This is a genomic window from Streptomyces sp. NPDC007983, assembly GCF_042958345.1.
In the GTDB taxonomy this organism is placed as follows: Bacteria; Actinomycetota; Actinomycetes; order Streptomycetales; family Streptomycetaceae; genus Streptomyces.
Genome location: NZ_JBIBJI010000008.1, coordinates 278,983 through 298,411, shown reverse-complemented (window position 1 = coordinate 298,411; position 19,429 = coordinate 278,983). Strand labels below are relative to the sequence as shown.

15 protein-coding genes, 2 pseudogenes and 1 riboswitch are annotated in these 19,429 nt (G+C 73.1%); of the genes and pseudogenes, 4 read left to right on the top strand and 13 right to left on the bottom strand.

The features are described 5' to 3' along the window. The 3 genes from ACFZCY_RS25860 to ACFZCY_RS25850 form a co-directional block, all read right to left on the bottom strand. A complete protein-coding gene (locus tag ACFZCY_RS25860) occupies positions 1-2,313 on the bottom strand; it encodes an NHLP family bacteriocin export ABC transporter peptidase/permease/ATPase subunit (RefSeq protein WP_391177795.1) in 2,313 nt (770 codons plus the stop codon). After that, positions 2,310-3,119 (bottom strand): HlyD family efflux transporter periplasmic adaptor subunit, encoded by an 810-nt coding sequence (locus ACFZCY_RS25855; RefSeq protein ID WP_391177791.1) that lies wholly within the window; start codon positions 3,117-3,119, stop codon positions 2,310-2,312. The genes ACFZCY_RS25860 and ACFZCY_RS25855 overlap by 4 nt, the downstream gene beginning before the upstream one ends. A 130-nt stretch (positions 3,120-3,249) precedes the next feature. Next, on the bottom strand, positions 3,250-3,474 hold the full coding sequence (locus ACFZCY_RS25850; RefSeq protein WP_391177788.1) for a type A2 lantipeptide: 225 nt from the start codon (positions 3,472-3,474) through the stop codon (positions 3,250-3,252). A 557-nt stretch (positions 3,475-4,031) separates the two neighbouring features. Here ACFZCY_RS25850 and ACFZCY_RS25845 point away from each other — a divergent pair. Further along, complete coding sequence (locus ACFZCY_RS25845; protein WP_391177785.1) at positions 4,032-4,856, top strand: TIGR03619 family F420-dependent LLM class oxidoreductase; 825 nt, start codon at positions 4,032-4,034, stop codon at positions 4,854-4,856. A gap of 12 nt (positions 4,857-4,868) precedes the next feature. Here ACFZCY_RS25845 and ACFZCY_RS25840 read toward each other — a convergent pair whose 3' ends face one another. After that, the gene (locus ACFZCY_RS25840; RefSeq protein WP_391177782.1) at positions 4,869-6,200 is read right to left on the bottom strand and encodes a hypothetical protein; all 1,332 of its coding nucleotides are present in this window, start codon (positions 6,198-6,200) and stop codon (positions 4,869-4,871) included. Between the two features lie 217 nt (positions 6,201-6,417). Further along, positions 6,418-6,861 (bottom strand): annotated as a pseudogene (locus tag ACFZCY_RS25835) (ABC transporter permease subunit); the annotation flags it as partial. Here ACFZCY_RS25835 and ACFZCY_RS25830 point away from each other — a divergent pair. After that, positions 6,833-7,582, top strand: coding sequence for a substrate-binding domain-containing protein (locus ACFZCY_RS25830; protein WP_391177779.1), 750 nt, complete (start codon positions 6,833-6,835; stop codon positions 7,580-7,582). The pseudogene ACFZCY_RS25835 and the gene ACFZCY_RS25830 sit on opposite strands and share 29 nt — an antisense overlap. 39 nt (positions 7,583-7,621) lie before the next feature. Here the strand turns inward: ACFZCY_RS25830 and ACFZCY_RS25825 are convergent. The 8 genes and pseudogenes from ACFZCY_RS25825 to ACFZCY_RS25790 form a co-directional block, all read right to left on the bottom strand. After that, positions 7,622-8,677: pseudogene (locus ACFZCY_RS25825) on the bottom strand (polysaccharide lyase family 1 protein); the annotation flags it as partial. Positions 8,678-8,766: 89 nt separating this feature from the next. After that, the gene (locus tag ACFZCY_RS25820; RefSeq protein WP_391177776.1) at positions 8,767-10,230 is read right to left on the bottom strand and encodes a serine hydrolase; all 1,464 of its coding nucleotides are present in this window, start codon (positions 10,228-10,230) and stop codon (positions 8,767-8,769) included. A gap of 105 nt (positions 10,231-10,335) precedes the next feature. Then, the gene (locus ACFZCY_RS25815) at positions 10,336-11,958 is read right to left on the bottom strand and encodes an amino acid permease (RefSeq protein ID WP_391177773.1); all 1,623 of its coding nucleotides are present in this window, start codon (positions 11,956-11,958) and stop codon (positions 10,336-10,338) included. A gap of 117 nt (positions 11,959-12,075) precedes the next feature. Further along, on the bottom strand, positions 12,076-13,491 hold the full coding sequence (locus tag ACFZCY_RS25810) for a cytosine permease (protein WP_391177771.1): 1,416 nt from the start codon (positions 13,489-13,491) through the stop codon (positions 12,076-12,078). Next, positions 13,474-13,569: riboswitch (TPP riboswitch) on the bottom strand. It overlaps the preceding gene by 18 nt. A gap of 13 nt (positions 13,570-13,582) precedes the next feature. Beyond that, on the bottom strand, positions 13,583-14,470 hold the full coding sequence (locus tag ACFZCY_RS25805; protein WP_391177767.1) for a triphosphoribosyl-dephospho-CoA synthase: 888 nt from the start codon (positions 14,468-14,470) through the stop codon (positions 13,583-13,585). A gap of 70 nt (positions 14,471-14,540) precedes the next feature. Then, positions 14,541-16,247 (bottom strand): dihydroxy-acid dehydratase, encoded by a 1,707-nt coding sequence (locus tag ACFZCY_RS25800; protein ID WP_391177763.1) that lies wholly within the window; start codon positions 16,245-16,247, stop codon positions 14,541-14,543. Between the two features lie 78 nt (positions 16,248-16,325). Further along, the gene (locus ACFZCY_RS25795; RefSeq protein ID WP_391177760.1) at positions 16,326-16,985 is read right to left on the bottom strand and encodes a response regulator; all 660 of its coding nucleotides are present in this window, start codon (positions 16,983-16,985) and stop codon (positions 16,326-16,328) included. Further along, positions 16,973-18,247, bottom strand: a complete 1,275-nt coding sequence (locus ACFZCY_RS25790) for a sensor domain-containing protein (protein ID WP_391177758.1) — start codon at positions 18,245-18,247, stop codon at positions 16,973-16,975. The genes ACFZCY_RS25795 and ACFZCY_RS25790 overlap by 13 nt, the downstream gene beginning before the upstream one ends. A gap of 171 nt (positions 18,248-18,418) precedes the next feature. Here ACFZCY_RS25790 and ACFZCY_RS25785 point away from each other — a divergent pair, with 171 nt between their 5' ends. After that, on the top strand, positions 18,419-18,667 hold the full coding sequence (locus tag ACFZCY_RS25785; RefSeq protein WP_391177755.1) for a hypothetical protein: 249 nt from the start codon (positions 18,419-18,421) through the stop codon (positions 18,665-18,667). Next, positions 18,664-19,428, top strand: a complete 765-nt coding sequence (locus ACFZCY_RS25780; protein WP_391177751.1) for an ATP-binding cassette domain-containing protein — start codon at positions 18,664-18,666, stop codon at positions 19,426-19,428. The genes ACFZCY_RS25785 and ACFZCY_RS25780 overlap by 4 nt, the downstream gene beginning before the upstream one ends. Position 19,429 lies beyond the last annotated feature (1 nt).

The following is a 19,429-nucleotide window of genomic DNA, read 5'->3' as shown; positions in this document are numbered from 1 at the left end:
TCAGTGCTCCTTCATCAGCTCGGCGTACGGGCCTCCGGCGACCGCGAGGTCCTCGTGCCGTCCGCGCTCCACGACCGTGCCGCGGTCCAGGACGAGGATCTCGTCGCTGTCCCGGACGGTGCTGAGCCGGTGGGCGATCACGACGCAGGCACAGCCGCGGCGGCGCAGGCTGTCCATGACGGTCTGCTCGGTCTGCGCGTCCAGGGCGCTGGTCACCTCGTCCAGGACCAGCACACTGGGGCGGCGGACCAGGGCCCGGGCGATCTCCAGCCGCTGCCGCTGTCCGCCCGAGAAGTTGCGGCCGTCCTGCTCGACCCGGCAGTGGATGCCGCCGGGGCGGCGGGCGATGACGTCGTCGTAGAGCGCGGCGTCCCGCAGGGCGGCCACCACCGCGTCGTCCGGGATCGACGGATCCCACAGCGCCACGTTGTCCCGCACCGTCCCCTCGAACAGGAAGACGTCCTGGTCGACGAAGGACACGGAGGCGGCGAGCCGGCCGCGGGGGATGTCCTCCAGCCGCTGCCCGTCGATGCGGATGGCCCCCTCCCACGGGCTGTAGAGGCCGGAGACCAGCCGGGACACGGTGGACTTGCCGCTCCCGGAGCCGCCGACCAGCGCCACCTGGCGGCCGGGGCCGACGGACAGCGAGAAGCCGCGCAGCAGCGGTTCGTCCAGCGGGTTGTAGCCGAAGGTGATGTTCTCCAGCGTCACATGGCCGGTGAGGCGGCGGGCGCCGTCGGCGTCCGGCTGCCCCTCGTCGCGGGTGTGGAGGGTGTCCGCGGGGAAGCGCTCCACGTCCTTGAGCCGGGCCACGTCCGCGGAGAAGTCCTGGATGCGCCCCGCCACGCCGTTCAGCCGGGTGATGGGCGCGGTGAAGCGAGTGACCAGCGCCTGGAAGGCCACCAGCAGCCCGATCGAGAGATGGCCCTCGACGGCCCGCAGCCCGCCGATCCACAGGATGAGCGCACTGTTGAGGGTGGCGAGGGTGGGCGCCACGACGGCAAGGGCCGCGCTCGGTACGCCGAGGCGCTGCTGTTCCTCCAGGGTGATGGCGTGCTGACCGGCCCAGCGGCGGAAGTAGCCGCTCTCGCCGCCGGTGGCCTTCATCGTCTCGATGAGCTGGAGCCCGGTGTACGCGGTGGTGGTCAGCCGCGCGGTGTCGGCGCGCAGCTTCTGGGTCCTGGTGGCGCGCAGCCGTATCACGACGCGCATCGCGAGCACGTTGAGCAGCGCGAGCCCGACTCCCACCATGGTGAGCTGGGGGTCGTAGGTCCACAGCAGCACGGCGTACAGGACCACCACGATCCCGTCGACCGCCGCCGCGGCCAGGTCGCGGGCGAGGGTTTCGGCGACGGTGTCGTTGGACCGCAGGCGCTGCACCAGGTCGGCGGGGCTGCGCTGGGCGAAGAACGTGACGGGCAGCCGCAGCAGATGGCGCAGGAACCGGGCGCTGCCGAGGGTGGAGGAGATGATGCGTCCGCGCAGCAGGTTCGCCTGCTGCACGCCGGTCAGCACCGCGGTCAGCACCACCGCCACGGCCATGGACGCGAACAGCGGTGGCAGCATCGAGGTCTGGCCGCCGACGATGAAGGTGTCGATGAAGGTGCGGCTGAGCGCGGGCACCGTGGCGCCCACGACCACCAGCAGCAGGCTGGCCAGCAGCGAGGCCAGCAGGGTGCCGCCGGTGCCGCGCAGCCGCGCGGGCAGCGCGTCCAGGACACCGGGGCGGCGTCCGCCGCGGCGGAAGTCGGCCTCGGGTTCGAAGACCAGGCAGACCCCGGTGAAGCTCGAGCCGAACTCCTCGGTGGTGACGAAGCGGCGCCCCTTGTCGGGGTCGTTGATGTGGACGCCGCGCTTGCCGAAGCGCCGTCCCATGCCGTCGTAGACGACGTAGTGGTTGAACTCCCAGAACAGGATCGCCGGGGCCTGGACCTCCGCCAGCGCCTCCGGTTCCATCTGCATGCCCTTGGCGCGCAGCCCGTAGCTGCGGGCGGCCTTCAGCAGGTTGCTGGCCCGGGACCCGTCGCGGGAGACGCCGCAGGCGATCCGCAGTTCCTCCAGCGGGACGTGGCGGCCGTAGTGGGCGAGCACCATGGCGAGCGACGCGGCGCCGCACTCCAGCGCCTCCATCTGGAGGACGGTGGGGGTGCGTACGGTCCGCCGCCCCGGCTTCTTCGGGCCGCTCCCCCGGCGCGGGGCGCGCCGTCGTCCACGGGCCGGTTCGGGGCGGCGGCGCCCGCTGGTCCCGGCGGGTGCGGGGCGGGGCGGCCCGCCGCTCTCGTTCGCCGGGTTCGCCGGGTTCGTCGTGGTCACGGGAGCAGCCAATCGACGGGGTGACGGGCGGCCAGGTGGATGGTGCCGTCGGTCAGGGTCATGGAGCCGAGGGCGAACGGCGGGCCTTTCGGCGAGGACCAGCGGTAGCCGGAGCGGGTGGCCGACGAGCGGTCGAGGCGTACCGCCACCGCGACCGGCGGGCCGTCCTTCGAGAACTCCTCGCCGAGCTGTGCGCTGCCGAGGAAGGCGCCGATCTGCTGGCGCGACTGGGCGGTCCGGCCGACCGCCTGCACCTGGCCGCGCAGTACGCCGTACGTCCGGGAGGGCGCCGACTGCACGCTGAGGTCGACGTCCGCGCCCGCGGGCACCGAGGCCGCCCGCTCCGCCGGGACGTACAGGGTCGCGGTCAGCGGGTCGCGGGAGTGGCGGACGCGCTCCACGGAGGCGACGTCCGCGCCGGTGTTCAGGACCGAACCGATCGATGCGGAGAGGGTGGTGAGGCGGCCCCCGGCGAGGGCGCGCACGACCGTGCTGCCGCCGTCGGGCTTACGGACCTTCACCAGCGGCGCGCCCGCGCGCACCGTGCCGCCCTCCTCGGCGAGCACGGCGGTGACCTGTCCCCTGACCGGGCTCTGCAGCACATAGCTGCCCTGGCCGTGGGTGAGGATACCGGAGGCGTTCAGGGTGTCCGCCACGCTGCCGGTCACGGCCCAGACGGCGGCCGCGGCCATGACGACGAGGGTGACCGTCAGCGCGAGCCAGCCCTGGGGGCGGGCGTAGCGGACCGGCAGGTCGATGTCGTCTGCCGACTGGAGCTTGGAAAGGGCCTGCTGGCGGAACTGCACGGGAGTCTTTCCTCAACCGGCCGGGGCGCGGGGGAACGGGTCGGGGGTGTGCGGTCCGGGAGCGGCGGGTGCCGGGGACCGCGCATGCCCCGGACCAGTCAGGCCCGGGGCATGGGGTGACGCGGTGGCCTCAGAGACCGGCGACCGTGCCGACGATGCCGGACGTGTTCAGGCCGGTCACGCCGTCGACGGTGCCGGTGACGGTGCCCACGGCGCCGGTGACCGGGCCGGTGACGGGACCGGTGACGGACTGCACGGTGCCCAGGGCGTCGCCCACAGCACCGAGACCGCCGGCCACGTTGTCCAGCTCAGCGTCGGAGATCTCCTGGGTCGCGACCTTGGGTGCGTTGTTCATTACTGCGTCTCCCTTGGATACGTATCTCTAAACGAGCTTCTACGGCCGGTGGTCGCCGCCACGCGTGCGGCTCCGCCACCGGCCACCGCGGCACGTTCCCACCCTGCTGGATGCCGGGCTCCGGGAACGTCTCGGCGCGGAAGGATGTAACCACGCGTGTCGGCCACCTTCGAATCGCGGCGCATCCGGAACTACGCATTCCGCCAACTTTCCGATCACATGGCGTGCACACGTGCCCACATGACCGGCACCGGCCAGGCACACGAACGTCACAACTGGCGCCGCACCGCCGCTCCGCCTCCGCGCGGAAACCGCGCATACCCGGGCGGAGCCGCCGCACCCCGGGGCCGCTCGGTGCCGACAGCATGCCGTACACACGACTTCTGTGGAATGGATGTGCCGATCACTTGAAGAACTGCCGACCTCCGGTCGCATTTCGCGGCGGACGGCGACTCGCTGACGGATCACGTGTGGCGGGCGGTCCTGCGGGTACCCGTCGGCAAACCTCCGTGCTCACGCACACGCCGAACCGTGGAGTCGCCGACCGAGGAGTCGCTGTGAAGATTGGCGTATCGACCTTCGTGACCGACCAGGGCATCGCGCCCGCGGCCCTGGGGCGCGCCCTCGACGAGCGGGGATTCGACTCGCTCTTCATCGCCGAGCACAGCCACATCCCGGTGGAACGCCGCTCGCCCTATCCGGGCGGTGGCGAACTGCCGGAGATCTACTACCGGACCCTCGATCCGTTCGTCACGCTGAGCGCCATCGCCTCGGTCACCACGCGGCTGCTGCTGGGGACCGGCGTCGCCCTGGTGGCGCAGCGGGACCCCATCATCACGGCGCAGGAGGTGGCCTCCCTCGACCTGGTCTCCGGCGGGCGGGCCGTGTTCGGCGTGGGCATCGGATGGAACCGCGAGGAGATGGAGAACCACGGGACCGACCCGTCCACCCGCGGCCGTCTGGTGGACGAGCGGCTGGCGGCGATCCGGGAGCTGTGGACGAAGGAGAAGGCGGAGTACCACGGCGAGTTCGTGGACTTCGACCCCGTCTACCAGTGGCCCAAGCCCGTACAGCGTCCGCATCCGCCGGTCTACGTGGGCGGCGGCGAGCGCGCGTTCCCCCGGATCGCCGCCCATGGGGACGCGTGGCTGGCCAACAGCGTGCCGCCCGAGAAGCTGGCCCCGCAGATCGAGCGGCTGCGGAAGGTCGCGGGCCGGGACGTGCCGGTGACGGTGTACGCGGTGCCGGACACCGCCGAGGCGCTGGAGGGGTACCAACGGCTCGGGGTGGACCGGGTGCTGCTGTACCTGCCGACGAAACCGGAGGGCGAAACGCTCGCCCACCTCGACACCATGGCCGCTCTCGCCGAACGGTTCCGCTGAGGCCCGGGCGGGTCAGGGATGCCCGGGGCGGCCACGTGCCGCGGTGTTCGCGGAGGTGGACACGGCGGCGAGGACGCCCAGCAGTACCAGGACGACCACGACGATGCCCAGGACGAGGGCGACGGACGCCGGAGTGGGGTGGTTCCACAGCACCAGGGCGAGCGCACCGCCGGTGATCACGACGCCGGTGGTCCAGGCACGGTACGTGTCCAGCCGGCGGCCGAAGCCACCGGTGCGGGCACCGGCGCGGGCCAGGGCCCGGCCGATGGCGCCGATGCCACGTGCCGCCCCGGAGCGTACGGCCCGGGCACCGCGCCCGGGCCCGTACAGATAGGCGGCGAGCGCGGTGATGACCGCCACCACGAGGAGGGTGCGGGTGCTCTCGCGCAGGAAGCGTACGAGCGTGTCGAAGATGTCTGCCGCCGCGTCGCGGGGCAGCGCCGAGGGCGGCACGGAGTCCAGGTAGACGCCGCGCAGCACGGCCAGCCCGACCAGCAGCGCGATCATCATCACCGCCGTGCCGATCCCGGCCGCCATCAGCATGGCCCGGTGCGCGGGTGAGGCCCATACGGCGAACGCGGCGAGGACGATCGTCACGACGGGCAGCCAGGGGCCGACGACGTCCAGCACACGCATCGCGGCCTGCGCCTTGTCGAGCTTGTCCGTCCGCAACAGGACGATCTGGCGGTCGATATGGGGGATCTTGGCGGCGTTGCCGTAGCCCGCCCGGACGAGGCGCTGCTTCACGTTGTCGACGACCGTGCCGATGTCCAGGACGATCGTGTCGCCCCGGGGCTGGACGGCGCTGTTGCCCTCGCCGGTGAGCACCTTGACCACGGCGGCGTGGGCGCGGCGGTTGGCGGCGTCCCACACCACCGGGAACCGCTCGCTGGTGATCACTTTGTGCACGGTGCGGTGGACGGCGTCGCCGAGGACGGTTTCCAGCGGTCCGGTGAGGACCCGGATGCCGTTCACGACGACGGGCGGGGCCCCTGACGTGTCCAGGTTGCGGGAAAGCCGGGCCGTGATGGCGGGTACGTCCACCTGATGGACCACGCGATGGGTGAGGCGATTGGTCACAGCGGTCTGGACGGAGGGCTCCCTGGCGATCGGGGCGACGGTCTCCACATACCGCTGGGCGTCGGTGACCTCCTCGTGCAGCCAGGTGGCGACGACTGCGAGCGGGGCGAGCAGGAGCGCCAGGACGAGCAGTACGCACGCGCCCGCGTGGCGCAGGCGCCGGTGGCGTACGGCCGCCGCCGCGCGCAGCCGGGCGTACTCCTGGCGCTCGCGCGCGCTCAGCGGCTGTGGCTCGGCGGCGCCGGAGGCATCGGACGGATCCATGAGATCCTCCCTCGCACGAGTTGCCGGGCCGGGACACAGCGCCCGATGGCGCCCCGTACGCCCACACGGCCCTCTCGTTCGCCCGAACCGGTGATTCCATCGTTACCCGCGTCCGCCACTGATCGCCACGCGGGGGCCTCACCGGGGTCCCGGAGGACGCCCGCCGCGTGGAGTTCCGCGGCAGCGCCGCCCGCCCCGGCTCGGACCGTACGACCGCGACGGCGAGCGGTGCCAGCTCGATGGCCCCGTCCGTCTTCGTCCCGGAGACCAGGTCGATCCCGTCCGCGGTGAGGGGGACGCGGGCGGTCTCGGTCCCGGAGTGGTTGAGGAGGAACAGGAACTCCGCGTCCTCGCCGACCCGTCGGGTGGCCTCCACGTGGGCCGGGGCCCGGTCGAGGAGCGGTGGGACGCCCGCGGCGGGCACTTTGATCAGCCAGGCGATGTGCCAGTCGCTCGCCCCGTCGATGCGGGCGGCCTCGAACATCTCGCGGTCGATCGCCTGGAGCGCCGCATAGACAATGATCATGTTGTAGCCGGTCCACTGCCAGGTCGAGACGTTCGCGATGGACCACAGGACGGTGCCCTGGGAGAGGAAGTCGACATGGGCGCCGATCCCGTCGAGGAGGTCCCCGGTGCCGCGCTCCTCGGGGTACGCGCTCACGGTGAGCCATGCCGAGGGTGACACGGGCTGGCTCGACACCCTGCTCGCCCGCCGTCCGAGCGGTGTCGTGCTCGTCCTCTCGCCCGTCCCGCCGGTCGTCACCGAACGGCTGGCGCGTGCCCGTATCCCGGTGGTCGTGCTCGACACCATCGGCGACGCGCCCTCCGGGATGAACGCCATCGGGGCGACCCAGTGGCGGGGCGGGGCGATGGCCGCCCGTCATCTCACCGAACTCGGCCACGAGCGGATCGCCCTGGTCTCCGGGCCCATGGAACTGACCTGCTGCCGGGCGCGCTTCGGCGGCTACCTTGCCGCGCTCCGGGACGCGGGGATCGGCCCGGACCGCGAGCTGATCCGGGCGGTGCCGTTCCAGACCGAGCCCGCCCGGCGCGCCGCCCACGCCCTCCTCGACCTGTGGCATCCGCCGACGGCCTTCGTCACCGGCAACGACCTCCAGGGGCTCGGCGTCATCGAGGCGTGTGCCGAACGCGGGCTGCGCGTCCCCGGGGACGTCTCGGTCGTCGGGTTCGACGACATCGACGCCGCCGGGTCCGCCGCGCCCGCGCTGACCACGGTGCGTCAGCCCTTCGAGGCCATGGCGGCCGAGACCATCCGGGTGCTCGGCGCCGTCACCGGTGAGCCGGACCGGGCCCCGATACGGCTCGACATGTCGGTCGACCTCGTCATCCGCAAGTCCACGGGCCCGGCCCGCCAGGGCTGACGCGCTCCCCCGGGCCCGCTACCGCGCCGGGGTGCCGCCGGGTCCGGAGCCGGACTTCACGACCGACGGCACCTTGGCGGCGGGGTCGAGGGTGTAGGCGTAGTACGCCTTGGGGTCGAAGGCCGTGCCGCCGCTCTCGTTGCGGCCGCTGGTGTTCACGAAGGTGTTGCCCCGCTGCACGATCGAGGCGGTGGCGTCCTTGATGACGGGGTTCTTCATCCCCTCGAAGTAGCTGTTCTCCAGCACCATCTTGGTGTTGCCGCGCGAGTAGTTGCCGTAGGAGGAGGCGATGTCCGTGCCAGGGAGGTCCTGCAGGTAGTTGTTGTACAGGTGCGCGTGCGCGATGTTGTCGGCGGACGGGTTGCGCTGCTCCGTGTCCCGGAACCAGTTGTGGTGGATGGTGACGTCGGCCGTGGTGTTCTCCGTCCAGCCGATGCCGAACGCCTTGTTGTGCGTCTCCAGCCGGTTCCAGGAGACCGTGAGATACGTGGTGTCCTTGCGGCTGTCGATCAGGCCGTCGGCCATGTGCTTCAGATCGTTGTGATCGATCCACACATGGTGGGCGCCGTCCATCTGGATGCCGTCGTAGTCGTGCTCCTTGTCGTTCCACGTGCCCATGTACGAGTCGCGGATCGTCAGATTGCGGATGATGACGTTGTGCACGCCCTGCCCGAGGAAGAAGCCGCCGCCGACGATCTCGCCCGAGGCCCCCTGGCCCACGATCGTCTTGTCCGAGGCGACCTTGATCTCCTTGCCCTTGGGGTCCATGGTGATCGCCCCGGCCACCACGATGACGTACGGCTCGGCGGCCGTCGCGTACTTCTCGAGGTCGGCCAGTGTCCGCACCGTCACGGTCTTGCCGTCGCGGCCTCCGTACGTGCCGTTCTGGCCGAGCGCGTTGACCGACGCGAACCCGTCGGCGACGCCGTCGGCCCAGGCCGAGGCCGCCACTTCGCTCCGTGCCGCGCCCGTCTCGGCGCCGTGCCCCTGCGGGGCGAGGCCGACCGTCAGGGCCAGGGCGAGGGGCACCCCCCAGACCGCCACGCCCGGTCCGCGCCCGCCGTTGTCTCGTATGCGCCGCCTCTGGGCCGCCATGACCACACCACTCCTCAGCTCGGTGGAACCGTCCATGCGACTGTCGCCGCCGAGCGGGCAATGGTTGCCGGTGGACCGTGGTGTGTTCACTACTCGGTGCGGCGAGGAGTCCCCGTCGCGGTCAGCGGCGACCTGTGCAGCGGCATCGTGCGCCAGCGCGCGGTGAAGGTCCGGTCGGCCCGCGAACAGGTCACCTCGAAGTGGTGCGGGGTCTCCAGGAAGGCGATGTCGGCCACGAACGTGTCCGGATCCGTCCAGCCGCCGCTCGCCGCCGTCGGGACCCGCCCGTCCGTACCGTCCTCGACCGTCCATCCCGGGGCGCCGAGCCGCACATCGAGCCGGGACGCGCCCTCCGCCAGGGAGACGGTCCACACACCGTCACCATCGGCGGCGACCGTCACCTCCGTCAGCCTGGGCTGGTCCGCGCAGGTACCGCCGGCCGGGGTGAAGGTGGTGGGCCCGCTCCCGGCGCCCGCCGGTGACGTGAACTTCTCGTCCCGAGCGGGGAGTTCGAGTCCGTCGAGCCGCCGCCGCAGGGCCGCGTCGTCGTCCTGGCGGTGGTCGAGGGGCGCGGGGCCGAACGCCGGGAGCAGATGCCGCCAGGCCCTGTCCAGCACCGCCTGCATGTTCTCGGTGTCCGTGGTCATCGCGACCACCGCGTCGTGTTCGGGCAGCACCAGGCAGAACTGGCCGTAGGCCCCGTCGCCCCGGTAGCCGTGGCGGGACCGCCAGAACTGGAACCCGTATCCCTGCTGCCAGTCGGACGCCGCACCTTCCGCGGTGCCGTCCGAGTTGCTGATCTGCGCCCGGGTCGCCTCGGCCACCCAGGCGGCGGGCAGCAGTCGGCGCCCCTCCCAGACCCCGTTGCCCAGGTACAGCAGGCCCAGCCGGGCGAGGGCGTCCGTGGTGGCGTACATGCCGCTGAAGCCGAGATCCCGGCCGGGCGGGCGCTGGATCCAGGCCGTCTCACCGATGCCCAGCGGATCGAACAGCCGTGGCCGCAGATAGTCGGTGAGCGACTGCCCGGTCACGCGCTGGACGATCGCGGCGAGGCTGTACGTGGCGGCGTTGTTGTAGGCGAAGACGGTACCGGGGTCGCGGTCGGGCGGGGTCAGCAGGAACCCGCGCACGGGCTCGGCCGGGTCGCGGGTGAACGCCTGCTCCCGGGCGTCGGTCAGATGCCCGCTGGACATGGCCGCGACGTGCCGGACGAGCATGGCCCGGCTGCGGGGATCGGTGATGTCGCCGTCGAACTCCGGGAAGTAGGAGATCACCGGGTCGTCGAGGCTCATCAGCCCCTCGGCCACCGCGAATCCGGCCGCCGTGGAGGTGAAGCTCTTGCTGATGGAGTAGAGCAGATGCGGCCGGTCCGCGGTGTACGGCGCCCACCAGCCGGAGGCGACCACATGTCCGTGGCGCACGATCATCAGGCTGTGCGGCTCGAGGCCGGGCGCCGACTCCAGCGCGTCGAGGAACGCGCCGACGCCCCGGGCGTCCACTCCCTTCGCGGCGGGTGCGCTCTCGGGCAGGGGGCGAGCACTCCGAGCACTCATCGCGTCTCGATCCTCCGTATACGGTGAGTCGTGCACGGCCGGTGGGCTTTCGATCATCGGCGAAAGGAGCAGCGCTGCGCCAGGGGTTTTCCGGGCAGCGGGTGCTCAGACCGGTGGGGCCGTGGGCGCCGCGTCGGCCGGTCCCGTCCTGAGGTGCGCGGCGCCCGAGCGCACCGCCCACGCGAACACGCCGAACGCGAGGGCGCCCACCGCGATCGTGTCGTACGGCGCCGGAAGGCGGCCGGAACCGCCGAAGGTGCCCAGCCACGACAGCAGGGTCAGCGCGGCCAGGTGGAAGACCAGCCAGGCGCCGTGCCGCAGCTCGCCGAGGGCGGGAAGCCCGTCGGTGCCACGCCGCTGGAGCAGGAACAGCGGCACCGCGGCCAGGACGAGGGGCAGGGCGAGCCGCAGGTCGTGCCAGCCGGACCAGAACACGAACTCGCTGGCCACGACGAAGCTGAGGGGCGCGATCCAGCGCACCCCCGGCACCTGCCCGTCCGCCCGGGACACTCCCCGCTCCCGGTCGTGTGCCCGGAACACCGCGACGGCCACCGCCGAGGCGGCGTAGATGAGCAGATACATGTCGCCCATCACGCTCACGATGTCCTGCCAGCCACCGAACGGCAGCATGAAGATGACGATGACCGCGAGGTTGAGCAGCAACGCCCGGCGTGCCGTGCCCGAGCGGGGGTCGATGCGCATGAAGAAGCGCGGCAGCAGGCCGTTCTTGGCCAGGGCGTAGGTGTGCCGGGCGTTGATCGCCACCCCGACGTAGGCGGAACCGCCCGGGGAGATCACGGCGTCCGCGTACAGCAGCGTGGCCAGCCAGTGCAGATTGAGGATGAGGGCGAGCTGGCCGAACGGCGACTCGAAGTTGACCCCCTGCCAGCCGTTGGCCAGCGCGGAGTCCGGCACCGTGTACAGGAAGGCCAGCTGGAGCCCGAGGTAGACCAGCACGGCGAGGCCGATGCCGGTGAGCACCGCGGCCGGTACGGTACGCCGCGGATTGCGGGCCTCGCCGGAGAAGTCCAGCGGGGCCTGGAACCCGTTGACGGAGTACACGATGCCGCCGCCGGCGAGGGCGGTCAGGCAGGCCACGTAACCGTACGGGGCGAAGCCGCCGTGTTCGGTGAGGCGCCCGGAGTGGGTGCCCGACAGGAACAGCGCGGCGACGGTGACGAGGGGGACGACGACCTTGAACACCGACACCAGGTTGTTGAGCCGGGCGAATATCCGCACGGCGAACCAGTTGAGCGCGGTGAGGACGACGCTCAGCCCGACGGCCACGCCGAGACCCGGCAGGGTGAGCCTGCCGCCGTCGTAGAGCCACGGCAGATAGTGCGCGGCGTACTGCATGATCGCGCTGATCTCCGCGGCCGTACCGCCGACGGACAGCACGACCGACCAGCCGACCATCGTGCCGACCAGCCGCCCGCTGGCGTACAGCGGCCACCGCACGGTGCCTCCGCCCTCCGGTCGGGTGGCGCCCAGCTCCACCATGACCAGGGCGATCAGGGCGCACAGCACCCCCGCCGCGATCCAGGACAGCAGCGCGGCGGGCCCGGCCGTCTGGGCGGCGTACAGGGCCGCGAACAGCCAGCCGGATCCCAGGATGTTGGAGAACCCGATCGCGGTCAGGCCCCAGAAACCGAGGTCCTTGTGGAGTCTGCGTTCCTCGGCGAGCACCGCCGGGGCGGCGATGGACTCCACCGACTGGTTCTGCGGCACGTGGCACGTCTCCTCGGGTGGTGCGGAATTCAACAGGAGCCAGGGTGCCACGCCTGCCGCCGTGCCTGGTCGCCGGATGCCGTGTGACGTGCGGATACGGCCGCGAGCGGCCGTGCCTCACCGAGCCGCGCCGCGCCGGGCCCTGAGCGGGACGTAGACGATGAGCGCCACGAGGAAGGCGGCGTAGTAGGCGAGGTCGGCGCCGTGCAGCGCGGCGGCCACCGGGCCCGTGTACAGGCTGGTGTCCATGAACGGCACCGCGGCGGCGAAGGCGGCGCCGAACGCCAGGAGCGCGGGCCACCACGGCTGCGGGCGGGCGCTCTCGGCGGCCAGGTCGACCGGCGCACCGCCCCGGGCCCGGGCGCGGGCGAACCAGTCGACGGCCACGACGGCGACGAAGCCGGGGATCCAGTAGCCGACGAACAGCAGCACGTTCTGGAAGCGGGCGGTGGTGTCGGCGGCGTGCATCCACAGCACCAGAGGGAAGCCGAGCGCGGCGGCGAGGGCCGCGGCCAGCGGCCGGGGGATGCGGACACCGGCGGTCTGCAGGGCCAGGGAGCCGCTGTAGTCGTTCATGGCGTTGCTGCACAGCGCGGCGAGCGCCACGGCCAGCAGTCCGAACGCGCCGAGCGCCCCTCCGCCCAGGGCCGCGTCGACGCCGCGGGCGGTCTGGTCGGTGAAGACGGAGGCCCCCCACAGCCCGAGCGCCTGCACGGCCACGAAGGACACGGTGACGCCGAGCAGGGTGCACCAGAACATGCGGGGCAGGGAGGTGGCGCGAGGCAGATAGCGGCTGAAGTCGCTGGCGTACGGCGCCCACGACAGCGCCAGGCTCAGGGCGATCGTGCTGGTCAGGACGAACGCGCCGACGCGGTCGGCGCCGTGGGCCGACCCGGTGGCGGCGGGGTGGACGCCGTCGAGCAGCCGGATGGCCAGGGTGGCGAAGGCGGCGGCGAGGACGAAGGTCATCAGCTTCTGCATCCGGTGGATGGCCTCGTAGCCCAGCACCCCGAGCGCCCCCTGGGCGGCCATCATGAGCAGCACCCCCAGCCAGAACGGCAGCCCGCACAGCCGGGCCAGCGCGTCACCGCCGAACAGGCCGATGAGCGCGTCCCAGGCGACCGAGGACAGCCACTGCAGGACGCCGGGCACCGCCACGCCCCGGCCGAACGCCAACCGCGCCAGGGGCAGCTGCCCGGCCCCGGTCCGGCTGCCCCACGTGCCCAGATACGCGGTGGGTACGGCGCCGATGAGGGTGCCCAGGACGACGGCGGCCAGCGCGGTGGCGAAGTCCAGGCCGAGAGAGATGCCGACGGTGCCGGTGAACACGCCGGTCATGGTCAGGTTCGGGGCGAACCACACGGTGAACAGGCGCCCCGGCCCGCCGTAGCGGTGGCTTTCCGGCACCGGCGCGATCCCGCGCGCCTCGACGCGCAGATCCCCGGGCGCGGTGGGCATCCGCCCGTCGAAGACGGATTCCGCGCCGGTGAACGCCGGATCGGTGGCAGCATGCGGCCGTGGCATCGATGACATCCCTCCGCCAGTATTAACTGGTTCAGGTTCGACGGGTGTGATCTCAGCCCCCGCGTGGGGGCACCCCGTGTCCGGTGGAGCGCCCTTAAGGCTAACCCCTCGCCCCGTGGTCCCGGCCCCGGGGGCGATCCAGGGGCCGGGCCGCGGCCGGGAGCGTGTCGAAGAACAGCGCCCCGGCCAGCAGCGCGGCGCTTCCCCGGGGCGCGACGCCCGTCTCGCGCAGCTCGGCGTCGAAGGCGGCGAGGGCGGCGGCGCCCGGGGCCGTCGCGGTGCCGCCCGCCTCCAGCACACCGCGCGCCCCGTCCTGCACCCTCCGGAGGGCGGGCGGCCCCGCCTGGTACAGCGGGCCGGTGTCCTGGAGGGTGCTCATCACGGTGAGCAGCGCGTCGAGGCGGGCCTGGGTCTCGGTGGCGCCCGCTGCGCGCGCCGCCGACAGGGCGTCCAGGGCGCGGCGTACGTGCGGGAAGGCGGCCCGCGCCTCGCCGCGCGCGCCCGCCGCCCCGTAGGTGGCGGAGACCTGCGACCCCGCCGAGGGCCTGCGCGGGGCGCCACGGTCGGCGTGGGTCGCGAGCTGCCGGGCGGTGGCGGTCAGCTCCCGGGGGGCTGCGCCGGGCTGCAGGGCGGCGGCCGCGACCAGCAGCCCCAGCACCCACAGCGCCCCGTGGTGCGGACGGCCGGTGGCCGGGCCGCCGCCGGCCCGCGCCATGGTCCACTCGGCGCAGCGGCCGATGGCGCCCAGCTCCTCGCGGAGCGCCCGGGTCGGCTCGCCGGGGCGGCGGGCGGCGGCGGCCATGGCCGTGAACCCGGGGGCCAGCGCCTTGGCCGACCAGCGCAGCGCGAGCAGATCGGTGCCGGTGGCGCGGGCCTGGAGGTCGCGGGTGTCCGCGAGGCCCGGTTTGGGGGTCAGCTCCGCCTGGGAGATCAGGGCTCGTACGGCGGTCCGCGCCAGTGCCTCGTCCATGGAACGCGTCGTGGGCATGCCCGGAGGGTAGGGGGCGAACCTTTCCCGGGCCTGGGCCCTTCCTGTGATTCCGCTGTGTGCGGGCCCGTCAGTGCGATTCCCTGGCCACGAAGGATCCGCGGGTGCCCGCGAGGAAGTCCAGTCCGGCGCCGCGGTCGGCCTGTTCGACGTGGTCGCGGTAGATCTGCTCCCATCCGCCGGTGGCCGGTGGCGCGGCGGCGGTCACGGGCTGCCGTGCGGCGAGTTCCTCGTCCGGTACGTCCAGCCGCAAGAGCCGCCGCTCGACGTCCAGTTCGACCCAGTCGCCGGTCCGCACCAGGCCCAGCGGGCCGCCCGCCGCCGATTCGGGCGCGATGTGCAGGACGACGGTGCCGAAGGCGGTTCCGCTCATGCGGGCGTCGCTGATCCGCACCATGTCCCGCACTCCGGCGCGCAGCACCGCGGGCGGCAGTGGCATGTTGCCCACCTCGGGCATGCCGGGGTAGCCGCGCGGTCCGCAGCCGCGCAGGACCAGCACATCGGACGCGTCGACCTCCAGGTCCGGGTCGTCGATGCGGGTACGGAAGTCCTCGATCCCGTCGAACACCACGGCGCGGCCCCGGTGGCGCAGCAGCTCCGGGGTCGCGGCGGCCGGCTTGATGACGGCTCCGTCGGGGCAGAGGTTGCCGCGGAGCACGGCGAGCCCGGCGTGGTGGGCGATCGGCTCCTCAGCGGTGCGGATGACGGTGAGGTCGGCGCTGGGCAGACCGGACAGCTGCTCGGTGAGGGGGCCGCCGGTGATGGTGACGGCCGGTTCCAGGTGGTCCCTGATCTGGCCGAGGACGGCGTCCAGGCCACCGGCGCGGTGGAAGTCCTCCATGAGGTGGGAGCCTGCGGGCTGCACATCGGCGAGCAGGGGGATGCCGCGGCCCGCGCGGTCGATGTCGTCCAGGCCGAAGTCCGCCCCGACCCGGCGGGCGAGGGCCAGCAGGTGGACGACCGCGTTGGTGGAGCCGCCGATGGCGGCCACCGCGCGCACCGCGTTGCGCAGCGCCTCCGCGGTCAGGACCGCGCTGGGCCGCAGGTCCTCGCGGACCATGTCGACGATGCGGTTGCCCGCCGCGTGGGACAGCTCCAGCAGCCGGCTGTCGGGGGCGGGGAGTCCCGCGTTGCCGGGCAGGGTCATGCCCAGCGCCTCGGCGGCACAGGCCATGGTGGACGCCGTGCCCATGGTGTTGCAGTGTCCCCGGCTGCGGATCATCGCCGACTCGGCCCGGCGCAGCTCGGAGCGCTCCATCCGGCCCGCCCGCACCTCCTCGCTCAGCTCCCACACCCCGGTACCGCAGCCCAGCGGGCGCCCCTGCCACGAGCCGTTCAGCATGGGGCCGCCGGTGACCATCAGGGTGGGCAGGTCGACCGACGCGGCGCCCAGGAGCAGCGACGGTACGGTCTTGTCGCAGCCGCCGAGCAGGATCACACCGTCGACGGGGTTGGCCCGGATGAGTTCCTCGGTCACCATCGCGGCCAGGTCGCGGAAGAACATCGCGGTCGGGCGCAGCAGGGTCTCCCCCAGCGACGGCACCGGAAGCTCCAGCGGCACCCCGCCGGACTCCCACACCCCCCGTTTCACATGGTCGGCGATCTCCCGGAAGTGGCTGTTGCAGGGCGTGAGTTCGGACCAGGTATTGCAGATGACGATCTGTGGGCGTCCGTCGAAGGCGTGGTCGGGGAGGCCGCGCCGCATCCAGGCGCGGTGGATGAACGCGTCGCGGGACTCGCCCTCGTACCACTGCCGCGACCGCTGCGTGCCACTCATACGAGCCTTCCGATCTGTCGACGATCCGTGCGGGGGAACGCTGCCCACAAACGCGCCGTTCAGGCCCCGGGGTGCCGGTCAGGCCCGGCGGTGGGCGTCCTCCAGGTAGTGCAGCACGGCGGCCACGCGCCGGTCGGTGCGGTCGGTGGGGGCCAGTTGGAGCTTGGCGAAGATGCTGCGGATGTGCTTGTGGACGGCGCCCTCGGTGACGACGAGCCGCTCGGCGATGGCGGTGTTGCCGAGCCCTTCGGCCATCAGCGCCAGGACGTCGCGTTCGCGCGGGCTGAGCCGGTCCAGCCGGGTGTCGGGCCGGGTGCGGGCGAAGAGCTGCGCGACGACCTCGGGGTCGATGGCGGTGCCGCCGTCGGCCACCCGGTGCAGCGCGGTCAGGAATTCCTCGACCCGGCCGACCCGTTCCTTGAGCAGATAGCCGAGCCGGGCGCTGCCGTCGGCGAGCAGGTCGGTGGCGAAGGCCTGCTCGACGTAGGCGGACAGCACGAGGACGGCCAGGTCCGGGCGGCGGCGCCGGGCCTCCACGGCCGCTGCGATCCCCTCGTCGGTGTGGGTCGGGGGCATCCGGACGTCGACGATGGCGACGTCCGGTGTGTGGGCCGCGACGGCGTCCAGGAAGTCGCCGGGGGTGCCGGTGGTGGCCACGACGTCGAGCGATTCGGCGCGCAGCAGCAGCGCGAGCCCTTCGCGCAGCAGCGGATCGTCCTCGGCGATCACAATCCGCATGGCAGGCTTACCTCCAGGGTGGTGGGCCCACCGGGTGGGCTGGTCAGGGCGAGTGTCCCGTCGTGTGCTCCGACGCGGCGGCGGATGCCGACGAGCCCGGATCCGCCGTGTTCGTCCGCTCCCCCGCGGCCGTCGTCGGTGACGCGCAGACGCAGTCGGCCGTCGTGGCGGCGGACGGTGACGGTGACGTTCCGGGCGTGGCTGTGCCGGGCCACGTTGGTCAGCGCCTCGGCCACCACGAAATAGGCGGTGGCCTCGACGGACGCGGCACACCGGCCGGGTACGCCGGCGTCGATCCGGCAGGGCACCGGGGAGTCGGCGGCCAGGCCGGTGAGCGCGTCGGTCAGGCTCCGGTCGGCCAGCACGGGCGGCAGGATGCCGCGGACGACGCCGCGGAGTTCGGCGAGCGCCTGCTCGGCGGCGCTCTGGGCCTGTTCGAGGATGGCGTCGGCGCGCGACGGGTCGCGGGCCACGGCGCGGCGGGCCGCGCCGAGCAGGACGGTGACGGCGACCATGCGGTTCTGCGTCCCGTCGTGCAGCGACCGCTCGATCCGCCGCAGCTCGGTGGCGTGGGCGTCCAGCGCGGCGGCCCGGGTCGCGGTGAGCTGGGCGACGCGCAGGGCGAGGTCGGTACCCGAGGCGGGGGTGAGCAGCCTCCGCCCGGGCCATGCCTGGAGCCACGCCAGGCTCGGTGCCACGCCCACGGCGACGGCCATCCAGCCCAGACCCAGCAGGCAGACCCCGAAGGCGCCGGGCCAGTCCGCCACGGTCCACAGCGGCAGGGGGGACGGGGTGGCCGCCTCCGGTGGCACCAGCCGCCACCACACCGGGAACGCGGCGTCGGTCGCCGCGCTGAGCGGCAGCGTCAGACCGGTCAGCGCGAGGAACAACCCGAGGGTGGCGTGGCAGACCACCCAGCGCAGCTCCCGCCGGGTGGCGGGATCCGCGACGGCGGCCCGCAGCCGGAGGGGCGCCGGGTCCGGGCCGATGATCTCCGGGCCCCAGCGGGACAGCCGGGCGCGCTCCCGGTCGGCGACGGCCCGCACCCCGCGCAGGGCGGTGGGCACCAGCAGCAGCCCCACCCCGACGAGGCACGCGAGCGCGGTGGCGATCAGCCACACCAGCATGACCAGGGCCAGGATCGCCGTGCCGAGCCCGCCGACGAGGTGTTCGAAGGCGTCCAGGGCGGTCCGGGCGCGGGCGAACACGTCCCATGGCCGGGTGGGTCCCGGGGGCGCCGAAGTGGCGTCGCGCGTGTCCATCCCCACCTCCTGGACCGCGACAATAGGGCACCGCGTGAGACGCCGTCACCTCGCCCCGGAGCGGGGTACAGCCTGCTGTACCCCGGGTCTCCCGCTGGCCGGATCGCCGGTGGCGGCGCCGCTTCGTAGCGTCGGTGTGCACCCAACCCACCGACATACGAGGAGCTTTACGTGACGGATGATCCCTACCGCGGTTTCGCGGCCCCGCAGGCACCGCGGCCCGAGCGGTCCGGCGACGGCGACGGGACCGGGTTGGTCCGTCCCGTGCTGTGGCTGCTGCTGGTGGTGTTCGCCGTCGCCAACATGGTGACGTCGTCCGTCGGGGGCCTGAACGTGTTCGTCGGCATCGGCTTCGGCCTGGCCACCCTGGCGTGCGGCATCGCGCTCGTCGTCCACCACCGCAGGCAGCGGCGGTCATGAGGCTCTTCCGCCCCCAGGACCACCAGACCCTGACCGCCCGCCGCACCCTGGCGGTGGAGCTGGACGGTGTCAGCAAGACGTATCCCGGCGGCGTCCGCGCCCTGGACGAGGTGTCGCTGGCCGTGGAGCGCGGCACGTTCCTCGCCGTGATGGGGCCGTCCGGCTCCGGCAAGAGCACCCTGATGCACTGCGCCGCCGGTCTGGACTCGCCGACCGGCGGACGCGCCTTCATCGACGGTACGGAGATCGGCGGGCTGGACGAGGCCCGCCGCACCGAGCTGCGCCGGCGCTCCGTGGGCTTCGTCTTCCAGTCCTACAACCTGGTGCCGTCGCTCACCGTCGAGGACAACATTCTGCTGCCGCTGCGGCTGGCCGGTGAGAAACCCGACCGGGCGTGGGTGAGCGGACTGATCGAGCGGGTCGGGATGGCGGGGCGGCTCGCACACCGCCCGGCCGAGCTGTCCGGCGGGCAGCAGCAACGCGCCGCGATCGCACGGGCGCTGGTGTCCCGGCCCGCGGTGGTGTTCGCCGACGAGCCGACGGGCGCACTGGATCTGCGGACCGCCCGTGAGGTGCTGGGGCTGCTGCGCGATCTGGTGGACGGCCTCGGCCAGACGGTGGTGATGGTCACCCACGACCCGGCCGCCGCCGCGCGGGCGGACCTCGCGATGGTCATGGCCGACGGGCGGGTCGTGGAGACGCTGAAGGCGCCCACCGCCGCCGAGTTGGCCCAATGCGTGACCACGCTGGAAACGGAGTGAC

Bases quoted from the DNA above. Each gene is read 5' to 3' on its own strand.
- ACFZCY_RS25850 (WP_391177788.1), bottom strand. From the start codon at position 3,474: ATGAACAACGCACCCAAGGTCGCGACCCAGGAGATCTCCGACGCTGAG.
- ACFZCY_RS25840 (WP_391177782.1), bottom strand. From the start codon at position 6,200: ATGGATCCGTCCGATGCCTCCGGCGCCGCCGAGCCACAGCCGCTGAGC.
- ACFZCY_RS25820 (WP_391177776.1), bottom strand. From the start codon at position 10,230: ATGAGTGCTCGGAGTGCTCGCCCCCTGCCCGAGAGCGCACCCGCCGCG.
- ACFZCY_RS25810 (WP_391177771.1), bottom strand. From the start codon at position 13,491: ATGTCATCGATGCCACGGCCGCATGCTGCCACCGATCCGGCGTTCACC.
- ACFZCY_RS25805 (WP_391177767.1), bottom strand. From the start codon at position 14,470: ATGCCCACGACGCGTTCCATGGACGAGGCACTGGCGCGGACCGCCGTA.
- ACFZCY_RS25800 (WP_391177763.1), bottom strand. From the start codon at position 16,247: ATGAGTGGCACGCAGCGGTCGCGGCAGTGGTACGAGGGCGAGTCCCGC.
- ACFZCY_RS25795 (WP_391177760.1), bottom strand. From the start codon at position 16,985: ATGCGGATTGTGATCGCCGAGGACGATCCGCTGCTGCGCGAAGGGCTC.
- ACFZCY_RS25790 (WP_391177758.1), bottom strand. From the start codon at position 18,247: ATGGACACGCGCGACGCCACTTCGGCGCCCCCGGGACCCACCCGGCCA.
- ACFZCY_RS25780 (WP_391177751.1), top strand. From the start codon at position 18,664: ATGAGGCTCTTCCGCCCCCAGGACCACCAGACCCTGACCGCCCGCCGC.